This is a genomic window from Achromobacter maghribensis (genome assembly GCF_057334215.1).
On the sequence record NZ_JBHFII010000010.1, the window covers coordinates 1 to 24769 of the forward strand.

The following is a 24769-nucleotide window of genomic DNA, read 5'->3' on the forward strand; positions in this document are numbered from 1 at the left end:
AGCGTTTCTGCTGCACGCCCGGGAGCGCTACGCCGCCCAGGCGCCGTATCTGCAGACCCGGCGCCTGGACATCGAGCACACGCCGGTGGCCCAGGGGTTCGCGTTGGGGCATTACGATGTGGCGGTGGCGGCGAATGTGCTGCACGCGACGCGGGATATCCGGCGCACATTGCGGCACGTCAAAACGCTGCTCAAAGGCAATGGCCTGCTGCTGCTCAACGAGTTGAGCGCGGCGAGCCTGTTCTTGCATCTGACGTTCGGGCTGTTGGAGGGCTGGTGGCTGGCCGAGGACGAGGCGGTGCGGATCCCCGGGACGCCGGCCTTGAGCCTGCAGGGCTGGCGCGACGTGCTGGCAGCGGAGGGATTTGGCGCGATCGAAGCGCCGGCAGAGGCCGCTCACGAGCTGGGTCAGCAGATCATCGTGGCCACCAGCGATGGCCTGGTGCAGGTCCAGAGCGAAAAGGAGACGCCGCACGAAGAGCCCCGTGTATGGATGCCTTCGCACAAGTCCGATGCGACGACCGTAGCGCCGATGCCTGTACCGGCCAAGATAGCGCCCGAACGACACTCGGACCAGGCTCGGACCGCGATCCGCGCGAGCATTGCTCAAACGCTCAAAGTGAGCGAGGCAGACCTCGAGGACGATCAGCCGTTCTCGACATACGGTATTGATTCGGTCACAGGCGTGGCGCTGATCAATGCGATCAATCTGCAGCTAGGGTTGACGCTGCCCACTACAGTGTTATTCGATCATGCCACGATTGCGCAGCTTGGCGCGCATATCAGCGCAATCAGCGCAATCAGCCCCGCCTTTGAAGAACCCTCGAGCCCGACGGCCTTATCCGTTGCGGCGACGCTCCCCAAGCTGGAAGCCTCCGTGGCGGAAAGCAGGATTATCCCGGTCGGACGAGGGCGTCGCCGGCATGGGGAAGCTATTGCCGCGTCGGCGCCCGCTGTGCAGCAAAGTCCGCAGTATGCCGGGTCGCTATATCGGCGCGTATGGCTGGAGCGGCCCGGCACGATTGACGATCTTCACATCAGAGAGGATCGCCTGCCCCCCTTGGGCGCACACGACGTGCGGATTGCGGTCAGAGCCTTCTCGCTGAACTTCGGTGACTTGTTGTGCGTGAAGGGCATGTATCCGACCCAGCCCGCCTATCCATTCACGCCAGGCTTCGAGGCCAGCGGAGTGGTGGTCGCGATTGGGTCGAAAGTGTCGCGTGTCGCAGTGGGCGATGCGGTGATTGCGCTGGCGGGATCTACCCTCGGAGCGCATGCGACGGCATTGACCTGCGCCGAGACCCGGGTGTTTGCCTGCCCGGCCGGTCTGTCGTTTGAAGCAGCTTGCGCGCTGCCTGGCGTGGCGCTGACGATGATCGAGTGTTTCAAGAAGGCGCAGCTCAAGCCTGGCGAGCGGATCCTGATTCAGACGGCGGCAGGAGGTGTCGGCTTGATCGCGGTGCAACTGGCCAAACATGCGGGGGCCGACATCTATGCAACCGCCGGGTCCGAGGCAAAGCTCGATTATCTGGCATCGCTCGGGGTGCCGCATCGGATCAACTATCAGAAAGAGGACTTCGAGGCGGCCATTCAGCGGTTGACGCACGGTCAAGGGGTGGATGTCGTGATCAATACCTTGCCTGGGGATGCCGTTCAAAAGGGTCTGAACTGTCTTGCTCCCGGCGGCCGCTATATCGAGATCGCGATGACGGCGTTGAAATCTGCGCGGTCGATCGACCTGTCGGGCCTGACCGACAACCAAGTGTTGTACAGCGTCGATTTGAACAAGCTCAGCCACGGCAAACCTGCCATCCTCCAGGAGTCCGTGCTCGAGATGGGGCGATTGTTGGCCGAAGGCGTGATCAGTCCGACGCTGGGCCGGACGTTCAACTTCAACGAAATTCAAAACGCCTATCGCTGGCTGCAGGACCGCCAGAATATCGGCAAAGTAGTGGTGAGCATTCCAGAAGAGGATCGCTTCGATGCCGACGAGACAGTTGCGCTTGCACCGCAATTGGAACCGATCGCCGTGATCGGTATGAGCGGACGCTTCCCCGGGGCGTCGGATGTGAATGCGTTCTGGGACAACCTGAGTGGCAATAGGGACTGCATTGTAGAGGTCCCTGAAAACCGCTGGCATCTTGATGGTTTCTTTAATTCCGATCGAGAAGAGGCCATAAACAAAGGCATGAGCTACTGCAAATGGGGCGGTTTCATTGAATTCGATGGCCGCAGCCCCAGATCTTTTTTGTCCGGCGTTCTGGGGGACGATGAGCCAGACAGCACGCCGTACCGGCTGACCGTGGAATCGATCTGGAGCGCCCTGGAGTCTTCCGGATATACGCGGTCGGCCTTGAAGAAAAGCACGCAATCCAGAACTGGCTTATATCTTGGAATGATTGGCGAACTGCGAGGGCCAGGCTCCGATGCCGCAGTGCAGCCGATGTCGTCGGGCAGCTCAAGCGCCCTTGTCGGTCATATCTCGAAGTTCTTCAATTTCACTGGGCCGACCATTGCGGTAGACACACTCAGCGCCTCGTCTGCGACCTCGATCCATATGGCTTGCCTGGATCTTCACTATGGCAATTGCAATGTTGCCGTTGTCAGCGGGGTAATGCTCCTGGACGAGGGGCTGTATCGCCGGGTATGCAAGGCAAACTATATGGCCAGCGGGACAGAGAGGCGGAGTTTCGCGGAAGGAAGAGATGGCGCGCTTTTCGGAGAGGGCGCTGCCACTGTGGTGCTTAAACCGCTGTCTCAGGCGATCCAGGACAAGGACACCATTCTCGCGACAATAAAATCGACGACATCGCAGTTTGGGGATGGCTCGGTAGAGACCTTGTCCAGGGCAATGTCTGACAATGTCCTCCGCGCAAACGTGCCGCCTCGGACCATAACGCATGTTGAATGCTCTGCGAATGGGTCGCCTTTTGGCGATGAACTCGAATATGTTGCCACGAGCAGGGTCTTCGAGGCTTTCACGTCCGACCGGAATTACTGCTCCATCGGCTCTGTCAAGCCGAACATAGGGCATCTGGGGCCGGCCTCGGGAATGTCTCAGCTGCTGAAAGTAATCATGCAGATGAGACACGGAAAACTCGCGCCGTTCATGAATGCCACGGCATTTAGTCCGGTCTTGAATCGGGAATCCTCGCCGTTCTTCTTATGCAGCGAGATCCGACCCTGGCCGCGCCAGCGGGTTACGGCCGCAGGGGCCGAGCACGAGGTTCCGAGGCGAGCCATGATCAATTCGTTCGGCTATGGCGGGTTTTACGCGGGCGCTATCGTAGAGGAATACATCGACCAGAATGATGTCCAGCGAAGCGTCCATTTCTCCGCTGGCAGGCCCCGGCCACAGGTAATTGTTCTATCGGCCGATGATAAGGGTGACCTGAAGGTAAAGCTGAATCAGCTGTCCCAACACTTGAAGGGGAATCCGCAGGTTTCAATGGATGATCTTGCCTACACCCTGCAGATAGGGCGAGAGGCGATGTCCTATCGTTGGGCCACCGTTGCGGCGGGCTACGATGATCTGCTTGATACGCTGGCCGATCCTTTCCAGGAGCTTCGTCCCGAAAAAACGAAGAATGGCGTATTTTTCGGTGGCGTCGCCAGCCTCTCGCCACGACGCAAACAAATGCCCGCCGGGGCAGATCCGCAGTGTCCGGTCTGGAATGACGCCGATGAAAGTGATTTATTGAACTTGGCGTCATGGTGGGTCGACGGCGGCGATGTGCCATGGAATGAATGCGCCCCCGACGATGCCCGAAGAATCGCGCTACCCGCCTATCCGTTTGCAATCCCATGAGCCTTTCACGTCCGGTCGTGCATGGCTCGATGTCTCGCGCTTTGGGCCTGGAGGGCGACTTGAGGCGCGAGCTCCTGCAACTGACCTGTCAGCCTGTCGCTTGCGCTGTCGAGATCATTGATCAAGACGGGGGCCTGTTGCCTGAGGAAATGGCCGTTGTCAGGAACGCTACCTGGAGGCGGAGGGTGGAGTTTGCCGCGGGACGATCTGCCGCCAGGCGGGCGTTAGGGAAAATGGGTGAGCCTTCTCAACCGATCCCGAAGGGAAAACTGGGCGAGCCGATATGGCCGGCAGGGTACGGCGGGTCGATCAGCCATGATGGCCCGTTCGCAGCGGCTATCGTTCACGCCATCAAGACGTCCGCCGAAGCCCTGGCGATTGACCTGATAGACGCTTCCGATTTGACGCGCTATTGGGAGGTTTCCCACCTTGTCCGGGCGGCGGGTGAGTCGTCGGAGATTGTTGGCGATCCGAGGTCCGCGGCGCTTCTGTTCGGGGCGAAAGAGGCGGCAATTAAGCTGATATCTCCTCGCGCTGAACGTTACATAGGATTTGAGCGTCTGGTGGCCGCCAGGACAAATCGCGGGTTCCAGATAAGGTGCACGTACAGCAATCTATGTATTCTGGTGCGAACCTTCGAGTCCAACGGCATCATTGTGTCGCTGGGGATTCTCGACCGCCCGTGTGGCGCATGAGCCGCCCGCTTGGCGCGCTCCAGTGTCGCCGTAAAGTCAAACAAAAACAGCGCCTTAGGGCGCTGTTTTAGACTTCTTCATCACTCTGGAACTTGAAATGGTGGAGCGGAGGAGGATCGAACTCCCGACCTTCGCATTGCGAACGCGACGCTCTCCCAGCTGAGCTACCGCCCCAATGAAGCAAGACCAAAACTATACAGGAACAATCCAGCGGCGCGCAATATGCCGCCCGCCGAAAGTTTTCAGACGAATTCCAGGGTGGCGACGACCGGCGCATGGTCCGACGGCTGCTCGTTGCGGCGCGGCTCCTTGTCGATCACGCAGGCAATGCAACGCTTGACCAGCGGGGCTGACAGCAAGACGTGGTCGATCCGCAGGCCGGCGTTGCGGCGGAAGGCGAATTGACGGTAATCCCACCAGGAAAACGACTTTTCCGGCTGCTCGAACAGGCGGAAGGAATCGGTCAGGCCCAGGTCGAGCAGCGCGCGCAAGGCGGCACGTTCCGGTTCGGACACTAGCACCTGGCCTTCCCATTTTTCCGGGTTGTGCACGTCTTCATCGGCAGGGGCGACGTTGTAGTCGCCCAGCACGGCCAGGCGGGGATACTGCTTGATTTCGTCGGCCAGCCAGTTGCGCATGGCGTCGAACCAGGCCAGCTTGTAGACGTATTTGTCGGAATCCACCGATTGCCCGTTGGGGCAGTAGGCGCATACGACTCGGACGTCGCCTTCGGGGCTGGGGAAGGTCAGGGCCAGGACGCGCTGTTGCGGATCTTCGTAGCCGGGGATGTTGCGCACCATCGACGTGCCCGGCACGCGCGAGATGATGGCGACGCCGTTATAGGTCTTTTGGCCAGCCCAGACCGCGTGGTAGCCGGCTTCCTTGAAAGCGGCTTCGGGAAACTTGTCGTCGGTAAGCTTCAGTTCCTGGATGCACAGCACGTCGACCGGATTGGCGGCCAGCCAGTCCAGCACCTGTTGCAGGCGCACGTTCAGGGAGTTCACGTTCCAGGTGGCTAATTTCATGGTTCTTATCGGTCATTGACGGGGGCCGCGGCGCGTGGCCGGCGCGGTCGGGAAGGGCGCTGCCGGCTTGCATGCCCCGTGGGTGGCAGGCCGCGGCGGGCCGTCCCGGCGAACCACGAATGATACCTTGCGCCGGGGTCGGATTTGCCGGGCGCCACGGAGGGCGCCGCGGAAGGATCGGGCCGAGACGACGCAACAATCCGGTGAGAATTGCTGAACCTTATCGTCGGTATCGTTTCGTAATATCTCCGCTGAAAGAATAATGAAAGGCGGAGAGATGGCGATATGCAGCGAATGCGAGAACATCGTGCAGCACACCCGTGGGGCGCCGGGCCATGCCGGGCTGATCCGCCTTGGCGCCGTGCGCAGCCTGGGGGCGGCCAAGCGAAAGGCCACGCACGAAGCGTTCGTCTGCGCGGTCTGCGATACCGGATGGGATTACCTGGACGACAAGCGCGATCCGTCGGCGGGATGGACGCGCTGCTGACGGTCCTTGGGCCCCGGCCGGGCTGATCAGTGTTCGGAACCGCTGTTCAGCATCCGGCTTTTCGCCTTTTCGATGTGCGCGCGCATGACGTTGCGGGCGCCGTCCGCGTCCTGTTGCAGGATCAACAGGTAGATGTGCCGGTGTTCATCGATGGCGGCGCGGGTGCGTTTCCAGGGTTCGCTGTGGACCAGATGGCGCATGACGTTCACGGCGTGGCTGACGTCGTACTCCAGCGATTTCAACACTTGCACGAAGCGCTGGTTGCTGGTGGCCGCCGCGATGGCGCGGTGGAAGCCGTAGTCGTGATGGTGGGCGATGGCGCCTGAGGCGTCGGCTTCTTCATAGCCCGTCAGCATCCGATCCATTTCGCGCAGGTCGTCCGCAGTGCGGCGCAGGGCTGCCAGATAGGCGCATTCGGGTTCGATCACCATGCGCAGTTCCAGGCCTTCCAGGATATGGCCGACGCGGCGTGCCGGGTCCACAGCGGGCATGCCGCCCATCAGGTCGGGCTTGGCGCGCACGTAGGTGCCTGACCCGCGGATGGAGTCCACGAGCTGGTCTTCGCGCAGACGGTCCAACGCCTGCCGGACCACGGGGCGCGACACCTCGAACAACGCCGCCAGTTCCAGTTCCGTCGGCAGTTTGTTGCCGGGCGCGATCTTGCCGGTGGCGATGGCGTAGAACAGGCTTTCGTACACGCGTTCAGCAAAGCGTTCGGCGCGCACATAGCCCAGGCCAGAGGCCACTTCGGCCAGCACGTCCAATTCAGGACGGGGGCGGGTGGCGGCTTGCAACAACGATTCCAGCTGCGGGTCACGCACGTCGCTCATCAGCGTGCTCCTGATGTAAGTGCCCGGATTGTCATTCAGGATGACAGCCGTGGCGGAAAGGGATTCAGCCGTGAATCCTTGAAATATTAGGGATTACCCGATCGGCCAGGAAAATATCCTGAAGCGTGGGATAAAAGCTGTCAATTCAATTGACAAGTTACGGTGGCCTCTCGTACCTTGCTTGAAACCATTGCTCCGCGCTGCGTGACGCCATTCGTGCGTCACGAGCCCTTTTCGCAACCGGCCATCGGGCCGCTACTTTACTCCGCACATCGTGACTCAGAAGAACTTTATCGCCAATCAATGGGTGGCCGCCGCCGCCGGTGAAACCATTCCCGTCCTGAACCCGTCCGATGGCAAGGTCTTCGAGGCGATCGCCCGTTCGGGCGAAGCGGATATCGACCGCGCCGTGGAGGCCGCCCGCGAAGCCTTTGAAGGCGAGTGGGGCCAGATGGCGCCTGCCGCGCGCAGCCGCTTGCTGATGCGCATCGCGTTTGCGCTGCTGGACCGCCAGGAAGAATTGGCGCAGCTGGAATCGGCCGATACGGGCAAGCCCATCAAGCAGGCCCGCGCGGATGCCGCGGCGGTGGCGCGCTATTTCGAGTTCTACGCCGGCGCGGTCGACAAGCTGCATGGCGAGACCATTCCCTACACCCCGGGATTCACGGTGCTGACGGTACGCGAAGCGCATGGCGTCACCGGCCACATCGTGCCCTGGAACTACCCCTTGCAGATCTTCGGCCGCAGCGTCGGCGCGGCGCTGGCCGCGGGCAATGCCTGCGTGGTCAAGCCCGCTGAAGACGCGTGCCTGTCGCTGTTGAAGCTGGCCGAGATCGCCGCCGAAGTGGGGTTGCCCGCCGGCGCCTTGAACATCGTCACCGGCTACGGCCACGAGGCCGGTGCGGCGTTGACCGCGCATCCGGGCATCGACCACATCTCGTTCACCGGTTCGCCGCAGACGGGCAAGATGGTGGCGCATGCCGCCGCTGAAAACCATGTGCCGGTCACGCTGGAACTGGGTGGCAAGTCGCCGCAAGTCGTGTTCGACGATGCCGACCTGGACGCCGCCATGCCGGTGCTGTTGGCCGCCATCATTCAGAACGCCGGCCAGACCTGCTCGGCGGGCAGCCGCGTGCTGATTCAGCGCGGCGTGTACGAAACGGTGCTCAAGCGCTTGTCGGATGCGTTCTCGGCCACCGTCACCGGCCCCGCTGCGCAAGACCTGGACGTGGGCCCGCTGATCAGCGCCCGCCAGCACGATCGCGTGCGGGGTTTCCTGGCGGAAGCCGAGGCCGAAGGCCTGAAGGTCGCCGCGCGCGGCACGCTTGCAAACGGCACGCCGGAGTCCGGCTATTACCAGCCGCCCGTGCTGTTCCGCGACGTGCCGCCCGATAGCCGCCTGGCGCAGGAAGAAGTGTTCGGCCCCGTGTTGGCCGCAATGGTGTTCGATACCGAGGAAGAAGCACTGGAAATCGCCAACGGCACGCTGTACGGCCTGGTGGCGGGCGTGTGGACCCGCGACGGCGCGCGCCAGATGCGCCTGGCCCGCAAGCTGCGCGCCGGCCAGGTGTTCGTGAACAACTACGGCGCCGGCGGTGGCGTGGAACTGCCTTTCGGCGGTTCGCGCCAGTCGGGCTATGGTCGTGAAAAGGGTTTCGAAGCGCTGTATGGCTTCACGACGCTGAAGACCATCGCGATCCGTCATTGATATCGCGGCGGGTGGCGTCCGCCACCCGGTCTTGCGGGGCGGTTCCTGGCAAAATATCGGTTAACGTTGACGTTTTGCTTCAGGGGCCTGCCGCCCCGTATTCAGGATCCGTATGTTCACCGGTATTGTTCAAGGCACCGCGAAGATCGCGAAGATCGCGGATCGCGAAGGCCTGCGCACCTTCACGCTGGAATTCCCCCCTGGTTTCTGTGTCGACCTGGCCATAGGCGCCAGCGTATCGACGGACGGGGTTTGCCTGACCGTCACGGAATTGGTGTCCGACAATCAGGCGACCTTCGATGTCATGCTGCAAAGTCTGGCCATCACCACGTTGGGCAGCTACGCCGAAGGCGATCGCGCCAACGTCGAGCGCGCCGCCAGGGACGGGGCCGAGATCGGCGGGCACCCGCTGTCCGGGCATGTGGACTTCACGTCCGAAGTGATCATGGTGAAGTCGTCCGACACCAATCGCCTGATGCGCTTCAGCATCCCCCCGGATTTCCGCAAGTACGTGTTCGCCAAGGGCTACATCGCCATCAACGGCGCCAGCTTGACCGTGTCGGAAGTGAACCGCGCCGAGGGCTGGTTCGAAGTCTGGCTGATTCCCGAAACCCGCCGCATGACCGTCTTTGAAGACAAACAGGTGGGCGACTTCGTCAACATCGAAATCGAACGCAGCACGCAGGTGGTGGTGGACACCGTGCGCGAAACCGTCCAGGAAAGCCTGGGCAAGCTGCAACCGCTGCTGGAAGCCATCCTGAAAGAGAAGGGGCTGACGCTGGAAGACTTCGTCAGCCCGCAGGGCAAGATCAAATAAGCCTGCCTTGCCGCACGCCGGTCATTGGCGCGCGAACGGCTGCCCCAGCGGCCGAACCCGGATGCCCGGTTGCAGCCGGGTCCAGGGCAGGTCCGCCGGGTCAGCCTGCATCGGCCCCGGCGCCTTCGCCACCAGCACTTCGTGGGCAATCGGCTGGAAGTCGGCGCGGAAATGCACCGAACTCTTCACGACCAGTATCCCCATTTCCTCGGGCTGCACGCCGCCTACCCGGAACAGATTGCGGTCCAGCATCTGCGCCTTGCTGGCGCTGACCACGACGCGCACGCCGCCGATCCGCAAGCCGGCGACCGCGCCCAGGTCTACATCCATGCCATGCATCATCGGGCCGTCAAAGCGCAGCTTGCCGGGCGATAGCGTTTCCACCATGAATTCGCCTTCAAAAGCCGTGTCGCCCGCCACGCCGGATTGGCCGCCCAAGCGTAGCGTGACCGTCTTGCCGATGCCTGCGGCGGTAGCGGCGCGCACGGCGTCCGGGTCGTAGAAAAGCCCCAGCGCCGCATTCTGCGCATTCGCCTCGACCAGTGCGCGCAGCATGCCGGTCGTGTTGGCGTCGCCGCCCGCGCCGGGATTATCCTGCGTGTCGGCGATGACGACAGGGCGCGATGCGCCGTGTGCCAGGGCCTGTGCGCGCCGTACCGCTTCGGCCGGTTCCAGGAAGTCCGGCGACCATTGCGGTTCCAGTTCCAGCACGCGCTGATACAGCGTATCGGTAACCTGTTCCACTGCCGCGGCATCCGACCCATACGCCCAGACGACGGGGCCGCATTCGGGGAAGTCGGCGGCGGGAAAGCCGGGCGCGAAAGAAATGGAGGCAACGCCTGGCGTCTGCTCCAGCCGGGCCAGCGTTTCGTATACGCCCTGCGACGGCTGCAGCATCGTGCACATGCCGTTGATGGGAATCAGGAAGGGCAGGCGGCGTTCACTGCGCACCCAGCGGCGGCCCGCCGCGATGCGCGCCAGCAGCAGGCGCGCGGCATGTTCGCCGGTATCCGCCATGTCCACGTGGGGATAGGTGCGGAACGCAGCCAGCCCGTCGGCTTCGCGCAGCATTTCGGCGGTGACGTTGGCGTGCAGGTCCAGGCTGGCGATGACCGGCACGTCTGGTCCCACGATCTGGCGCACGCGCGCCAGCAATTCGCCTTCGCCGTCATCCAGGTGTTCCGTCACCATCGCGCCGTGCAAGTCCAGGTAGACGGCGTCGTAAGGCCCGTTGCGCGCGGCATCCAGGATTTCGCCGGCGATGCGTTCGTAGGCATCGCGGGTGACATGGGCGGACGGACTGGCGCCGGCCCAGATCACCGGGCGCACGGTGTGGCCTTGCGCCTGGATGGCGTTGATGAAGCCGCCTGCGGGAATGTTGACCGAGCGTAGCGCCAGCACGTCTTCGCCGCGCACCATGGCGGGAAAGCCTTCACCCCGGACGAAATTGTCGTAGCCGGCCTTGGACGGCGCAAAGGTATTGGTCTCGTGCTGAAAGCCTGCCACCAGGATATGCATGTCGTTTCCTCTTGTTCATCGGGATAGCGCGCAACAGCCGGCAGTGTGGCACGAGAGGGGCGCGAAAGCACCGCAAAAAGCGGATGGAATCGTCACGGTGTGGACGGACGATTACCCGTACTTGCACCGGGTTCAGCGCGTCGCGTGGCGTTGTTTATTTATGTATTTTGAATTTATAGATCAAGTAAATATGGGGCTTTCAAGACAATTGTGTCCTGAGAGGTCCATAAATAGCCATTTCGACTATGAAATGCCCATGAAAAGGGCGTTTCGGGCGGATTCGAATACAATGATGGCACTTTCGGAGGTTTCTATGTCGGTCATATCCGATATCAAAATACGCCCCCTGGAGCGCGGCGACCTGCACTTCGTGCACAAGATCAACAATAACGACGTCATCATGCGTTATTGGTTCGAAGAGCCCTACGAGGCCTACGACGAACTGGTTGCCCTCTATGACCGCCACTTGCACGACCAGAACGAGCGGCGTTTCATCATCGAGCACGACACCGGCCAACCCGCAGGCCTGGTGGAACTGGTGGAAATCGACTACATCCACCGCCGCGCGGAATTCCAGATCATCATCGCGCCCAGTTATCAGGGGCGGGGCTACGCCAAAGCAGCGACCCGCATCGCGGTGGGCTACGCGTTCCGCGTACTGAACCTGCACAAGGTCTATCTGGTGGTGGACAAGGACAACATGGCGGCCGTGCACGTGTACGAACGCTGCGGCTTTCAGATCGAAGGGCTGCTGAAGGAAGAGTTCTTTTCCAACGGCGCCTATCGCGACGCATACCGCATGGCGCTGTTGCAGCACGAACATCTGCGCGATGTGGGGCCCGGCGCGCCCGATGCGCCCGTACTGCGGGATTGGCCGCAGGAAGAACAAACGGGCTGACGCCCGTTCATCCGTTTTCCGTGTGTTGACGCGTGGCGCCTCAGGCTGCCGCGCGCAGCAGGCGCAGGCCGTTGGCCACCACCAGCAGGCTGGCCCCGACGTCGGCGAACACCGCCATCCACAGCGTCGCGTTGCCGGTCATGGCAAGCGCCAGGAACACCACCTTGATGCCCAACGCCAGCGTGATGTTCTGCATCAGCACGCGGTGGGTTGCGCGAGACAAGCGCAGGAAGGTCCCGATCTTGCGCAGGTCGTCGTCCATCAAGGCCACATCCGCGGTTTCGATGGCGGTGCCCGTGCCGGCGGCACCCATCGCGAACCCGATGTCGGCGCGGGCCAGCGCCGGCGCGTCGTTGATGCCGTCGCCCACCATGCCCACGCGGCCGCTGGGCGCCAGCTTGCTTTCGATGGCGGCCAGCTTGTCTTCAGGCAGTTGATCGCCGCGGGCTTCGTCGATGCCGACCTGTTTCGCAATGGCCTGGGCGGTAGGGGTGTTGTCGCCCGTCAGCATCAGCGTGCGCACGCCCAGCGCATGCAGGTCGGCGATGGCGGCCGCGCTGGTGGGTTTGACCGTGTCGGCCACGGCGGCCAATGCCATCACCCGGTGGCCGTCGGTCAGTCCGATGGCGCTCTTGCCCTGGCGTTCGAGTTCGTCCAGGCGGGCTTCCAGCTTGGGGCTCGACACGCCCAGTTCGCGCATCAGGCGGCGGTTGCCCAATTGATAGGTCACGCCGTCGATCTGCGCGCTGACGCCGCGGCCGGGCAGGGCGGTGAAGGCGTCGACCTCAAGCAACGCCATGCCGGCGTCGCGTGCCGCATTGGCAACCGCCAGCGACACCGGGTGGTCGGAACGGGCGGCCAGGCTGGCCGCGATCAGGGCTGCGGGGTGACGGGCCTGGTCGGACACCTCCCACTCCTGCAGGTCGGTCTGCACCGGTTTGCCGTGCGTCAGCGTGCCGGTCTTGTCCAGCGCCAACCACTTCAGGTTGCGGCCTTCTTCCAGATACACGCCGCCCTTGACCAGAATGCCGCGCCGCGAGGCGGCGGTCAGGCCGCTGACGATGCTGACCGGCGTTGAAATCACCAGTGCGCACGGGCAGGCGATGATCAACAGCGCCAGCGCGCGGTAGATGGCATCGAACCACGGCTGGCTCCACAGCAGGGGCGGCGCCACGGCCACCAACACGGCCACCGCCACCACGACCGGCGTATAGATGCGCGAGAAGCGGTCGATGAAGCGCTGGGTCGGCGCGCGGGCGCCCTGGGCCTGTTCGACGGCGTGGATGATGCGGGCCAGCGTCGTATTGCCGGCGGCCGCGGTCACGCGGTATTCGAACGAGCCCGACGTGTTCACCGTGGCGGCGAACACCGGATCGTCCTGCGTCTTTTCCACGGGCAGGCTTTCGCCGGTGATGGGTGACTGGTCCACGGCCGAACTGCCGCTGACGATGATGCCGTCGGCGGCGATGCGTTCGCCGGGGCGCACGCGCACCACGTCGTTCACCTGCAATTGCGCGGCGGGCACTTCAAGCCAGCGGCCGTCTGCCTGGCGCACCGTCGCGGTTTCGGGGGCCAGGTCCAGCAGGCCACGGATGGCATTGCGCGCACGGTCCAGCGAACGGGCCTCGATCAATTCGGCCACGTTGAACAGGAACATCACCATGGCCGCTTCGGGCCATTGGCCGATGAGCACGGCGCCGGTCACGGCAATGCTCATCAGGGCATTGATGTTGAGGTTGCCGTTGCGCACGGCGATCCAGCCTTTGCGGTAGGTGGTAAGGCCGCAAGCCAGAATGGCGGCCACGGCGAATGCCGCGGTGACGCCCAGCGGCCAGGCGGCGAAATGGGAAAGCTCGGACAAGGCGGCCAGCACGCCCGAGCCGCCGATCAGCCACCAGTTCACGGGCTTGGCGCCGGGGGCAGGGGTGCCGGGTGCGCCGTCGGTCAGCGGTTCCGGCGTCATGTCCAGCGACTTGATGGCGGCCATGATGCGGTCCAGCGCGCCCTCGGCGTGCACCACCGTCAGCACGCGCTGCATCAGGTTGAAGTCCAGCGCATGCACGCCGTCCAGATTGCCCAGCTTCTTGCGGATCAGCGTTTCCTCGGTGGGGCAGTCCATCTGACCGATGCGCAGGCGTGCAAGCAACTGCCCCGGGCCGGCGGCAAGCGTGGAGCCGCCGTCGCCCGAGAGCGACATGTTTTCCATGCCGTGCGCGTGGCCGCAGCAAGCGGCCTCCGGCTGCGCGTGACGATGGCCATGATCATGGGCGTGGTCATGCTTGTGGCCGTGATCATGATCATGGTTATGGTCGTGGTCATGGCTGTGATCGTGGTCGTGGCGATGATCGTGCCCGTGGTCCCCGCCGACCGCTGCGTGATCGTGACCCGCCTGGCCGTGCGCATGTTCGCCGTGCCCGCCGCCGCAGCAGGCGCCGTCTTGCCCGGCGGGCTTGGGTTTGTGGGTGTTGACAGGAGGGAGGGACATCTTCTACGCCTTATGTAAGCTGATGGTCGTATTCCACACCTTGGAGTTACTATAGGGTCAACCCCTTATTTCAAGCGGATGCGATCCAGGGAGGCGCGATGCGTATTGGCGAATTGGCCACGGCGGCCGGCACCACCGTCGAAACGGTCAGGTACTACGAAAAAGAAGGGCTGCTGCCCGCCCCGGAACGCGGCCTGAACAACTACCGCAGCTACGGGCAACCCCATCTGGAACGGCTGCGCCTGATCCGGAATTGCCGGGCGCTGGACATGACGCAGGACGAAATACGCGCCATCCTGTCATTGGCCGATAACCATCAAACCGGATGCGGCCCCATTAATGAACTGTTCGACGAACACATTTCGCATGTGGATGAACGCATCGCCGAGCTGACGCAACTGAAGACGCAGCTGACCGATTTGCGGCAGCGCTGCCTGTCCGCGCGACCCGACGCGGAAGACTGCGGCATTCTGCACGGCCTGTCTGAAATGCAGGTCGAAGAGCGCCAGGAGCGTCACACCCACCTGGGCTGATGCCCTTGCTGCGGGCCGGGGGATGCCCGCCCCGTCCGCCGCCATCGCTTAATATGAGAATCTGTTTCTTTCCCATTTGCGCCCGAATCCATGACCGTAACCACCACCGCCACTCCGCTGCACGCCCTGACCACGCGCCGTTCCGTGAAGTTCTTGCGGGGCCCGGCGCCCAAGCCCGACGAACTTGAACAGATTCTGCAGGCCGCCATGTCGGCCCCCGACCATGGCGCGCTGCGCCCGTGGCGTTTTGTCGTGATCCAGGGCGAGGCCATTGGCAAGCTGGCGGATGTGGCGCTGGACGCGGTCAAGCGTAGCGGCGACCCGCGCATGACGCCTGAAAAGGAAAAGTCGGTGCGCGAATGGATGGCGGGCGTGCCGCTGTTCATTGCCGTGGCGCAGAAGATCGCGCACGACAACACCAAGATCCCCGAGCACGAGCAACTGCTGGCCACGGGCTGCTCGGTCATGAACATCCTGAATGCTGTTCATATGCTGGGCTATGGCGCATTCTGGAGCACTGGAGTCGGCACGTATGTCGAAGACGTGCAGAACGCGCTGGGCCTGGATTCGCTGGACTACCGTTTCCTGGGCTATCTGGCCATCGGCACGCCGGGTTGCGCCGTGCCGCCGGCCAACCGCCCCGACTATCGCGACTTCGTCACGGAGTGGACCGGCCCGGTCTGACCGAAAAAGACACGTCTTGCAGGGCGCCCCTGAACAGGGCGCTTGCGCGCCAGGCAATAAATGACAATAATTCTTATTGTTAATTAGCCTGGCGCCTTTCCATGTCCCCATCCGCACAGCCCACGGAGCATTCCGCTGCCGAGCTGTATGAAGCGCATCACTCCTGGCTGCAAGCGTGGCTGCGGCGCAGGCTAGGGTGCCGCCATGATGCGGCCGACCTGGCGCACGATACGTTCGTGCGTGTCCTGGCTGGCCGCCAGACCGAGACCATTCGCGAACCGCGCGCGTTCCTGACCACGTTGGCGCAGCGCACGCTGTTCACCTTCTGGCGCCGCCGCGAGCTGGAGCGCGCGTATCTCGACAGCCTTGGCGCCTTGCCGCCGGCCACCGTGGCCAGCGAAGAAAGCCGTGCGTTGGTGATCGAGGCCTTGATGCATATCGACCGCGCATTGCAACGCCTGCCGCTCAAGGCACGCCAGACCTTCCTTTACAGTCAGCTCGACGGACTCGGCTACGCCGAGATCGCCGTGCGCGTCGGCGTTTCCGTCATCACGGTGCGGCGCTACATGAAGCAGGCCATCACGCTGTGCGTGGCGGCGCGCCTGGACGCATGACCGCGCCGTTGCTGCCGGCCGATCTGGAATCGGCCGTGGATTGGATGGTGCTGCTGTCCTCGGGCAGCGTGACTGCCGCCGACCGCGCGCGGTTCGAGCAATGGCGGCTGGCGGATCCCCGCCATCGCGCGGCGTGGGAGAAGGTCAACGCCGCTGTCAAGGATTCCTTTGCGGCGCTGGGCGGGGGCGAGCAGCGGCTGGCGGCTGGCCGCGCCTTGCTGACCCCGCCGGCCAGGCGGCGGATGCTGCGCAATGCACTGGGCCTGGCGCTGGCGGCGGGCGGCCTGGCCGCGCTGGTCGATCGCCAGACCCCGCTGCGTACGCTGGCCGCCGACCTGCGCACGGGTACCGGCGAACGTCGCGCCTATACCTTGCCGGACGGCAGCGAGTTGACGCTGAATGCGCGCTCGGCCGTGGATCTGGATTTCAGTGCCGGCGAGCGCCGCGTCCGCTTGAAAGCGGGCGCGGTCTATGCACGCGTGGCACCCGACGCCGCGCGGCCGTTCATCGTCGCAACCGCCGAGGGCGAGGTGCAGGCGCTGGGGACGGTGTTCAGCGTGGCTCGGGAAGAAGAGGCTTGCGTGGTCAGCGTGGTCGAACATCTCGTCGAAGTGCGCGCCGGCGGCCAGCGCCGCGTGCTGCGGGCCGGCGAGGGCCTGCGGTTCGATGCGCGGGGCCTGGGCATGCCCGACGCCATGCTGGCCGACGCCGCCGCGTGGCAAACCGGCATGCTGGTCGTGCATGACGAGTCATTGGGGGCGGTGGTGCACGCGCTGCAGCCCTACCGGCGCGGCATCATCCGGATTACGCCGGCCGCCGCGCGGCTGCGCGTGTTGGGGGCGTTTCCGCTGGACGACACGGGCCGCACGCTGGAGTCGCTGCGCCAGACCTTGCCGATCGACGTCACGTCGTTGGGCGGTTGGTTCGTCAGCATCGACTTGCGCCGCGCCTCGCACTGAAAATAAATGATCACTTTTGTCCGCGTCGTTGGACATCCCTCCTGAAACACCAAACTGTTGCAGGAGAACCCATGTTCCATCGTCGCCCGCTTCGGCCCCTGGCCGCCGCGCTGTTCATTGCCTTGGCCGCGCCTGCGGTCCATGCCCAGACCCCGCCGGGCGGCCCCGCCGCCGCCCGCGCTGTTTTGCGCTTCGACGTGCCCGCTGGCGCCTTGGGCGATACGCTGACCCGCATCGCTCGGCAGAGCGGGCGCGCCGTGTCCGTCGATCCCGCCCTGGTGGCGGGCCGCAATGCGCCGGCCATCGTCGGCGATTACACGGCAGAAGACGCGGCGCGGCGCGCGCTTGCCGGTAGCGGCCTGGAACTGGCCGTCACGGCCAATGGCACGCTGAGCGCGCGGCGCGCGCCCGAAGGCGCCGCCATGCTTGAGCCGGTCCGCGTGACCGGTTCCATCGAATCGCCCACCGGGCATGTGGACGGCTACGTGGCGCAACGCGCGCTGTCGGGCACCAAGACCGACACGCCGCTGATCGAAACGCCGCAATCCATATCGGTCGTCACCAGCGACCAGATCCGCGCGGTCAAGGCGGGTTCGGTAGCGGATGCGCTGGGCTACACGCCCGGCGTGTCGGCGCAATCGCCCGCTTTCAGCCGCATGGTGGACGACCTGATGCTGCGGGGCTTCAATGTGGCCGCGGGGAACTCCGGGCAATTGCGCGACGGCCTGAAACTGCAGTCCAGTGTCTATGACGGCGGGCAGGAACCCTATGGGCTGGAACGGGTGGAGGTGCTGCGCGGCGCGTCTTCGGTGCTGTACGGGCAACTGAGTCCGGGCGGCGTGGTCAACACCGTCAGCAAGCGCCCCTCGGCCGATTCCCTGCGCGAGCTGAACCTCGATACCGGCAGTTATGGACGCCGCCAGGTGTCGGGCGACTTCACCGGCGCGCTGACCGAGGATGGCGCCTGGACGTACCGGCTGACGGGGCTAGCCCGCAACGCCGACAACTGGGTGGACCATGTGCCGGACGACCGGACCTACCTGGCGCCGGCCCTGACGTGGCAGCCTTCGGCGGCCACGTCGCTGACGCTGCTGGCCAGCTATCAGCGCATCCGCACGCGCTTTTCCGCGCCCATGCCCGCCGCCAATACCTTGAACGGCCAGATCCCTCGCGACCTCTTCATCGGCGAGCCGGATTTCGACCGCTACGACACCGATACCTACACCGTCGGTTATGCGTTCGAGCACGCATTCAACGACCGGGTGACGCTGCGCCAGAGCGCGCGGTATTTCACGGCGGACGGCACTTGGGACTATCTGAGCTTCGGCGCGTTGCAGGCCAACGGCCAGACCTTGCGGCGTGGCGTGGTCAGCCGCAGCGAACACTCGTATGGCGTCGCAACCGATACGTCGCTGGAACTGAAGCTGGACGGCGGGCCGTTGCAACACACGGTGCTGGCCGGGCTGGATTACTACCGCAGCGGCTATGACTCGCATCGCCATTCCGGCACGGTGGCGGCGCTGGCGGACATCTATCACCCCGTATATGGTGCGGTGCCGACGCTGAACACCGCCGCGGACTACGGCATCAATACGCGTTCCGATTCGCTGGGCTTGTACCTGCAAGACCAGATCAAGATCCAGGACAAATGGGTGCTGGTGCTGGGTGGCCGCCAGGATTGGGCGGATACCGACCAGAAGAACTACGCCACGGGCGCCACGACACGCCTGCGCGACAGCGCCACGACCGGCCGCGTGGGCCTGGTGTACCTGGCCGACAACGGCCTGGCGCCTTACCTCAGCGCCAGCCAGTCGTTTGCGCCGACGATCGGCGTCGACCGCGCCGGCAACGCGTTCAAACCGACCAAAGGCACGCAGTACGAACTGGGCCTGCGCTATGAGCCGCCGGGCGGCAACATGCTGTACAGCGCGGCGGTCTATGACCTGACGCAGACCAATGCGTTGACCGGCGACCCGGCCGACGCGACGTACTCGGTGCAGACCGGTCGGGCGCGGTCGCGGGGGTTGGAACTGGAAGCCAAGGCACGCCTGGGCGCCTTGAACCTGACGGCCAGCTATGCCTACACCGACGCCCGCACCACGCGAAGCACGGTGGCGTCGCTGGTTGACCAGCGCATCGCACTGGTGCCGCTGCACAGCGCCTCCATCTGGGCCGACTACAACCTGACCGCCGCGGGCGTGCCGGGTCTGACCGTCGGCGCGGGCGTGCGTTATGCCAGCTCGACGAACCTGCCTGGCTACCCCGCGAATGTGCCCGGCCAGTTCCTGGTCGACGCCCTGGCCGGTTATGACTTCGGCGCGCTGGACCCGGCCATGTCCGGCCTGTCGCTGACGCTGAACGCGCGCAATCTGTTCAACCGCGGCTACCTGGCTTGCGCGGGGGCGACGGGGTGCCGCTACGGCGATCCGCGCACGCTGTATGCCACCCTGAGCTATCGCTGGTAAACGCTGGAAAACCCCTAGTGAGATACGGGCCCGCATGCGTGCTGGCCCGTCTCGGCGACCCTGTCCCCTGTGCTAATCTCGTCGACGGCCACGCATATTTATCCCTATGCGAGGGGCCGACGATGGCAGCGCTTGAGGTCACACACCTTTGGCAATGTCTTGGTAGGAAGAAAACGCATGACACGATCAAGCGTGGAGACAATATATGAGCCAATATGGGCCGCTGAAGTTGCACGTCCCCGAGCCCACCGGGCGTCCGGGTTGCAAGACCGACTTTTCCTATCTGCATCTGTCGCCGCCTGGCGAGGTGCCCAAACCCCCCATTGATGTTGCCGCGGTCGATACCGGCGGACTGGCGTATAGCCTGGTCCGGGTGATCGACGACGACGGCCGCGCGGTCGGGCCGTGGGCGCCCGAGATCAGCAACGATCAACTGCGTGCGGGCATGCGGGCCATGCTGAAGACGCGGATTTTCGACGGTCGCATGCTGACGGCGCAGCGCAAGAAGAAGATCTCGTTCTACATGCAGAGCCTGGGCGAAGAAGCCATCGGCACGGCGCACGCGCTGGCGCTGGAGCAGGGCGACATGTGTTTCCCCACCTACCGCCAGCAGAGCATCCTGCTGTCGCGCGATGTGTCGCTGGTCACCATGATGTGCCAGCTGATGTCGAATGAACGCGACCCGCTCAAGGGGCGCCAACTGCCGGTGATGTACTCCGACCGGGCAAACGGCTTCTTCACCATTTCCGGCAACCTGGCCACGCAGTTCATCCAGGCGGTGGGCTGGGCGATGGCGTCCGCCATCAAGGGCGACACGCGCATCGCGTCGGCCTGGATCGGCGACGGCGCCACGGCCGAAGCCGACTTCCACACCGCGCTGACGTTCGCGCATGTGTACCGCGCGCCAGTCATCCTGAACGTGGTCAACAACCAATGGGCCATCTCCACCTTCCAGGCCATCGCCGGCGGCGAAGGCGCGACGTTCGCGGGCCGCGGCGTGGGCTGCGGCATCGCGTCGCTGCGGGTGGACGGCAATGATTTCCTGGCGGTCTATTCCGCCTCGCGCTGGGCCGCCGAACGCGCCCGCCGCAACCTGGGCCCGACCCTGATCGAATGGGTGACGTACCGCGCCGGTCCGCACTCGACCTCCGACGACCCTTCCAAGTACCGCCCCGGCGACGACTGGGCGCACTTTCCGCTGGGCGACCCGATCGAGCGCTTCAAGAAGCACCTGATCGCCCTGGGTATCTGGTCCGACGCCGAACACGATGCGGTTCGCGCCGAACTGGACGCCGAGATCGTCGCGGCCCAAAAGGAAGCGGAAAGCTACGGCACCCTGGTGGACGGCCACGTCCCCAGCGCGGCCAGCATCTTTGAAGACGTCTACAAAGACATGCCGGAGCATCTGCGCCGGCAGCGCCAGCAGCTCGGAGTCTGATCATGGCAATTGATAACAACGCTGGTCCGGCCTCTGCGCCGATGACCATGATCCAGGCATTGCGCTCGGCCATGGATGTGATGCTGGAGCGTGACAACAACGTGGTGGTGTTCGGCCAGGACGTCGGCTATTTCGGCGGCGTGTTCCGGTGCACCGAAGGCTTGCAGACCAAGTACGGCAGTTCGCGCGTGTTCGACACGCCGATCTCCGAAGGCGGCATCGTGGGCGTGGCGGTGGGCATGGGCGCCTATGGCTTGCGGCCCGTGTGCGAGATCCAGTTCGCCGACTACTTCTATCCCGCTTCCGATCAGATCGTGTCGGAAGCCGCGCGCCTGCGCTATCGCTCGGTGGGCGAGTTCATCGCCCCGATGACCATCCGCATGCCTTGCGGCGGTGGCATCTACGGCGGGCAGACGCACAGCCAAAGCCCCGAAGCCATGTTCACGCAGGTCTGCGGGTTGCGCACGGTGATGCCGTCCAACCCCTACGACGCCAAGGGCTTGCTGATTGCTTCGATCGAAAACGACGACCCGGTGATTTTCCTGGAACCCAAGCGGCTCTACAACGGCCCCTTCGACGGCCACCACGACCGCCCGGTGACCCCGTGGACCGGGCGTCCGGGCAGCGTGGTGCCGACGGGCTACTACACCGTGCCGCTGGACACCGCCGCCATCGTGCGGCCGGGCAAGGCGTTGACGGTGCTGACCTATGGCACCACGGTGTATGTGTCGTTGACCGCCGCCGACGAAACCGGCATCGACGCCGAAGTGATCGATCTGCGCAGCCTTTGGCCGCTGGACCTGGAAACCATCGTGAACTCGGTGAAGAAGACCGGCCGTTGCGTGGTGGTGCACGAAGCCACGCGTACCTGCGGGTATGGCGCGGAACTGATTTCGCTGGTTCAAGAGCACTGCTTCCATCACCTGGAGGCGCCTGTCGAGCGCGTGACCGGTTGGGATACTCCCTACCCGCACGCGCAGGAATGGGCGTACTTCCCCGGCCCGCGCCGGGTCGGCGAAGCGTTCAAACGCGCGATGGAGGTGTGAGATGGGGATCCATATCATCAAGATGCCGGACATCGGCGAAGGCATTGCCGAAGTCGAACTGGTGGGCTGGCACGTCAAGGTAGGCGACACCGTCGCCGAGGACCAGCCGCTGGCCGACGTAATGACGGACAAGGCCACGGTGGAAATTCCATCGCCGGTCGTGGGCAAGGTGGTCGCGCTGGGCGGCGACGTGGGCCAGGTCATGGCCGTGGGCGGGGAATTGATCCGCCTGGAAGTGGAAGGCGAGGGCAACGTCCGCGCCGGATCGGCCGCGCCTCAGAAGGCGGCGCCTGCCGCGTCCGACACCCCCGAGCCCGTCAAGCTGGAGGGGGGCGCGAAGGCGGCAGCGGGCGGCATCGCGGGCCAGATCGCGGCGTCCGTCTCGCAGGCGGCAAGCCCGTCGGCAGCCAGGCCGCAAGCCGCGTCGCGACCGGCCAACACCGCGCCTGTCGTGGCGCGCCAGCCGGGCGACAAGCCGCTGGCGTCGCCCGCCGTGCGCAAGCGCGCGTGGGACTTGGGTGTTGAACTGCGCTACGTGCCAGGCAGCGGCCCGGCCGGCCGGGTCTTGCACGAAGACCTGGACGCCTATCTGCAGTCGCAAGGGGCAGGCACCGCCGCACGCGGCGGGTCGGCCTATGCGCAACGCAACGATGAAGAAGCCGTGCCCGTGATCGGCCTGCGCAGGAAGATCGCGCAGAAGATGGCGGAGTCCAAGCGCCGCATCCCGCACTTCAGCTATGTCGAAGAAATCGACGTGACCGAACTGGAAGACCTGCGCGTGCAGCTCAACCAGAAATGGGGCGAATCGCGCGGCAAGCTGACCTTGCTGCCGTTGCTGGCGCGGGCCATGGTCGTGGCGCTGCGGGACTTCCCGCAGATCAATGCGCGCTATGACGATGAAGGCGGCGTGGTGACGCGCTACGGCGCCGTGCACATCGGCATCGCCACGCAAAGCGATGGCGGCCTGATGGTGCCGGTGATGCGTCACGCCGAGGCGCGCGACCTCTGGTCGATGGCCGCCGAGATCGGCCGGCTGGCGCAAGCGGTGCGCAACGGCACCGCGGGGCGCGACGAACTCTCCGGGTCCACCATCACCATCACCAGCCTGGGGCCCTTGGGCGGCATCGTCACGACACCGGTGATCAACCATCCCGAAGTCGGCATCGTGGGCGTGAACCGCATCGTGGAACGGCCCGCTTTCCGCAACGGCGCCGTGGTGGCGCGCAAGCTGATGAACCTGTCATCGTCCTTCGACCACCGCGTGGTGGACGGCATGGACGCGGCGCGATTCATTCAGGCGGTACGCGCGCTGCTGGAACAACCCGCGCTGCTTTTCGTGGAGTAAGCATGAGCCAGATCACAAAGACAACGACCTTGCTGGTGATCGGCGGCGGCCCCGGCGGCTATGTGGCCGCCATCCGCGCCGGCCAATTGGGCGTGCCGACCATCCTGGTCGAAGGCGGCCAGTTGGGCGGCACTTGCCTGAACATCGGTTGCATCCCATCCAAGGCGCTGATTCACGCGGCCGAGGAATTCGACAAGGCGCGCCATTACGCGGACACGTCGCCGCTGGGCATTTCGGTGTCGGCGCCGGCCATCGACATCACGCGGACCGTGGCGTGGAAAGACGGCATTGTCGGCAAGCTGACGGGCGGCGTGGCCGCGCTGTTGAAGAAGAACGGCGTGGAAGTGGTGCCGGGCTGGGCCAGCCTGCTGGACGGCAAGACCGCGGAAGTCACCGCGGCGGATGGGTCCATCGTGCGCATCCAGTGCGAGCACCTGCTGCTGGCGGCCGGCTCCGAGCCCACGCCGCTGGTGTCCATGCCGTTCGGCGGCATCGTGGTGTCTTCCACCGAAGCGCTGTCGCCGGCCAGCATCCCCAAGCAATTGGTGGTGGTCGGTGGCGGTTACATCGGCCTGGAGCTGGGCACCGTGTACCGCAAGCTGGGCGCCGAAGTCGCCGTGGTGGAAGCGCAGGACCGCATCCTGCCGACCTATGACGCGGAACTGACCAAACCCGTGGCCGTCGCGCTGGCGAGGATGGGCGTGGCGTTGCACCTGAATCGCAAAGTACTGGGCCTGAACGGCGCGGGCGACGCGGTGCGGGTGCAGGACGCGGCAGGCGTCGAAACCCTGCTGCCGGCCGACCGCGTGCTGATCGCGGTGGGGCGCCGTCCCCGCACGCAAGGCTGGGGGCTGGAAAGCCTGCAGCTTGATCGCAAGGGCAATGCGTTGCGCATCGATGACCAGTGCCGCACGTCCATGCGCGATGTCTGGGCCATCGGCGATATCGCCGGCGAACCCATGCTGGCGCATCGCGCCATGGCGCAGGGCGAAATGGTGGCCGAGCTGGTGGCGGGCAAGCGCCGGCATTTCCAGCCGGCATCGATCCCGGCCGTGTGCTTTACCGATCCCGAGGTCGTGGTGGCCGGGCTGTCGCCCGCCGAGGCGGAAAGCGCGGGGCTGGATTGCCTGACGGCGTCCTTCCCGTTCGCTGCCAACGGACGCGCCATGACGCTGGAGTCCACCGACGGCTTCGTCCGCGTGGTGGCCCGGCGCGACAACCACTTGATCGTGGGCTGGCAGGCGGTGGGGCGCGGCGTGTCGGAACTGTCGACGGCGTTCGGCCAATCGCTGGAAATGGGCGCGACGCTTGAAGATGTGGCGGGCACCATCCACGCGCACCCGACCTTGGGTGAAGCCGTGCAGGAAGCGGCGCTGAAGGCGTTGGGGCACGCGCTGCATATCTGATTCGCCAA

Annotated in this window: 20 protein-coding genes and 1 tRNA gene; 16 read left to right on the forward strand and 5 right to left on the reverse strand. The window is 64.7% G+C overall.

The annotated features are described in order from the left end of the window. Positions 1-10: 10 nt before the first annotated feature. Together ACE039_RS04085 and ACE039_RS04090 are read left to right on the forward strand one after the other, a co-directional pair. Positions 11-3808: a beta-ketoacyl synthase N-terminal-like domain-containing protein gene (locus tag ACE039_RS04085; RefSeq protein WP_485821757.1), complete on the forward strand. Its 3798-nt coding sequence runs from the start codon at positions 11-13 to the stop codon at positions 3806-3808. Next, positions 3805-4503, forward strand: coding sequence for a hypothetical protein (locus tag ACE039_RS04090; protein ID WP_448711418.1), 699 nt, complete (start codon positions 3805-3807; stop codon positions 4501-4503). Before ACE039_RS04085 ends, ACE039_RS04090 begins: the two co-directional genes overlap by 4 nt. A gap of 98 nt (positions 4504-4601) precedes the next feature. Here the strand turns inward: ACE039_RS04090 and ACE039_RS04095 are convergent. Then, a tRNA-Ala gene (locus ACE039_RS04095) sits at positions 4602-4677 on the reverse strand. A 68-nt stretch (positions 4678-4745) separates the two neighbouring features. Beyond that, entirely contained in the window at positions 4746-5528 is a 783-nt protein-coding gene (xth, locus tag ACE039_RS04100; protein WP_105560096.1) for an exodeoxyribonuclease III, read from the reverse strand. 277 nt (positions 5529-5805) lie between these two features. Between xth and ACE039_RS04105 the strand changes: the two genes are divergently transcribed. Then, complete coding sequence (locus tag ACE039_RS04105; protein ID WP_105560137.1) at positions 5806-6015, forward strand: hypothetical protein; 210 nt, start codon at positions 5806-5808, stop codon at positions 6013-6015. A gap of 26 nt (positions 6016-6041) precedes the next feature. Here ACE039_RS04105 and ACE039_RS04110 read toward each other — a convergent pair whose 3' ends face one another. Beyond that, complete coding sequence (locus tag ACE039_RS04110) at positions 6042-6845, reverse strand: FadR/GntR family transcriptional regulator (protein WP_310027397.1); 804 nt, start codon at positions 6843-6845, stop codon at positions 6042-6044. Between the two features lie 271 nt (positions 6846-7116). On the opposite strand from ACE039_RS04110, the gene ACE039_RS04115 reads away from it, so the two are divergent. Further along, positions 7117-8553 carry an aldehyde dehydrogenase family protein gene (locus ACE039_RS04115; protein ID WP_448711421.1) on the forward strand — a complete coding sequence of 479 codons (1437 nt, stop codon included), beginning with the start codon at positions 7117-7119 and terminating at the stop codon, positions 8551-8553. A gap of 112 nt (positions 8554-8665) precedes the next feature. Continuing rightward, a complete protein-coding gene (locus tag ACE039_RS04120; protein ID WP_448711415.1) occupies positions 8666-9370 on the forward strand; it encodes a riboflavin synthase subunit alpha in 705 nt (234 codons plus the stop codon). A gap of 21 nt (positions 9371-9391) precedes the next feature. On the opposite strand, the gene ACE039_RS04125 is transcribed toward ACE039_RS04120, so the two are convergent. Continuing rightward, positions 9392-10888, reverse strand: coding sequence for a M81 family metallopeptidase (locus tag ACE039_RS04125; RefSeq protein WP_448711413.1), 1497 nt, complete (start codon positions 10886-10888; stop codon positions 9392-9394). Between the two features lie 313 nt (positions 10889-11201). Here ACE039_RS04125 and speG point away from each other — a divergent pair, with 313 nt between their 5' ends. Further along, positions 11202-11786: a spermidine N1-acetyltransferase gene (gene speG, locus ACE039_RS04130; protein ID WP_105560101.1), complete on the forward strand. Its 585-nt coding sequence runs from the start codon at positions 11202-11204 to the stop codon at positions 11784-11786. A 40-nt stretch (positions 11787-11826) separates the two neighbouring features. Here the strand turns inward: speG and ACE039_RS04135 are convergent, their stop codons facing one another. Further along, positions 11827-13992, reverse strand: a complete 2166-nt coding sequence (locus ACE039_RS04135; protein WP_485820839.1) for a heavy metal translocating P-type ATPase — start codon at positions 13990-13992, stop codon at positions 11827-11829. 9 nt (positions 13993-14001) lie between these two features. Here ACE039_RS04135 and ACE039_RS04140 point away from each other — a divergent pair, with 9 nt between their 5' ends. From ACE039_RS04140 to lpdA, 10 genes are all read left to right on the forward strand, one after another. Then, positions 14002-14289 (forward strand): hypothetical protein, encoded by a 288-nt coding sequence (locus ACE039_RS04140; protein WP_485820840.1) that lies wholly within the window; start codon positions 14002-14004, stop codon positions 14287-14289. A gap of 80 nt (positions 14290-14369) precedes the next feature. After that, on the forward strand, positions 14370-14804 hold the full coding sequence (cadR, locus tag ACE039_RS04145; RefSeq protein WP_105560104.1) for a Cd(II)/Pb(II)-responsive transcriptional regulator: 435 nt from the start codon (positions 14370-14372) through the stop codon (positions 14802-14804). A gap of 90 nt (positions 14805-14894) precedes the next feature. After that, positions 14895-15488, forward strand: coding sequence for a nitroreductase family protein (locus ACE039_RS04150; protein WP_105560105.1), 594 nt, complete (start codon positions 14895-14897; stop codon positions 15486-15488). 101 nt (positions 15489-15589) lie between these two features. Then, the gene (locus ACE039_RS04155; RefSeq protein ID WP_105560106.1) at positions 15590-16102 is read left to right on the forward strand and encodes a sigma-70 family RNA polymerase sigma factor; all 513 of its coding nucleotides are present in this window, start codon (positions 15590-15592) and stop codon (positions 16100-16102) included. After that, positions 16099-17061, forward strand: a complete 963-nt coding sequence (locus ACE039_RS04160; RefSeq protein ID WP_448711409.1) for a FecR domain-containing protein — start codon at positions 16099-16101, stop codon at positions 17059-17061. Before ACE039_RS04155 ends, ACE039_RS04160 begins: the two co-directional genes overlap by 4 nt. 71 nt (positions 17062-17132) lie before the next feature. Then, positions 17133-19526, forward strand: coding sequence for a TonB-dependent siderophore receptor (locus ACE039_RS04165; protein WP_485811417.1), 2394 nt, complete (start codon positions 17133-17135; stop codon positions 19524-19526). A 205-nt stretch (positions 19527-19731) separates the two neighbouring features. Continuing rightward, positions 19732-20964, forward strand: a complete 1233-nt coding sequence (locus ACE039_RS04170; RefSeq protein ID WP_313464751.1) for a 3-methyl-2-oxobutanoate dehydrogenase (2-methylpropanoyl-transferring) subunit alpha — start codon at positions 19732-19734, stop codon at positions 20962-20964. A gap of 2 nt (positions 20965-20966) precedes the next feature. Continuing rightward, the gene (locus tag ACE039_RS04175) at positions 20967-22010 is read left to right on the forward strand and encodes an alpha-ketoacid dehydrogenase subunit beta (protein WP_485821740.1); all 1044 of its coding nucleotides are present in this window, start codon (positions 20967-20969) and stop codon (positions 22008-22010) included. Position 22011: 1 nt separating this feature from the next. Next, entirely contained in the window at positions 22012-23355 is a 1344-nt protein-coding gene (locus ACE039_RS04180) for a dihydrolipoamide acetyltransferase family protein (protein ID WP_485821741.1), read from the forward strand. A gap of 2 nt (positions 23356-23357) precedes the next feature. Further along, a complete protein-coding gene (lpdA, locus tag ACE039_RS04185; protein WP_485821742.1) occupies positions 23358-24761 on the forward strand; it encodes a dihydrolipoyl dehydrogenase in 1404 nt (467 codons plus the stop codon). The last annotated feature ends 8 nt before the right edge of the window (positions 24762-24769 follow it).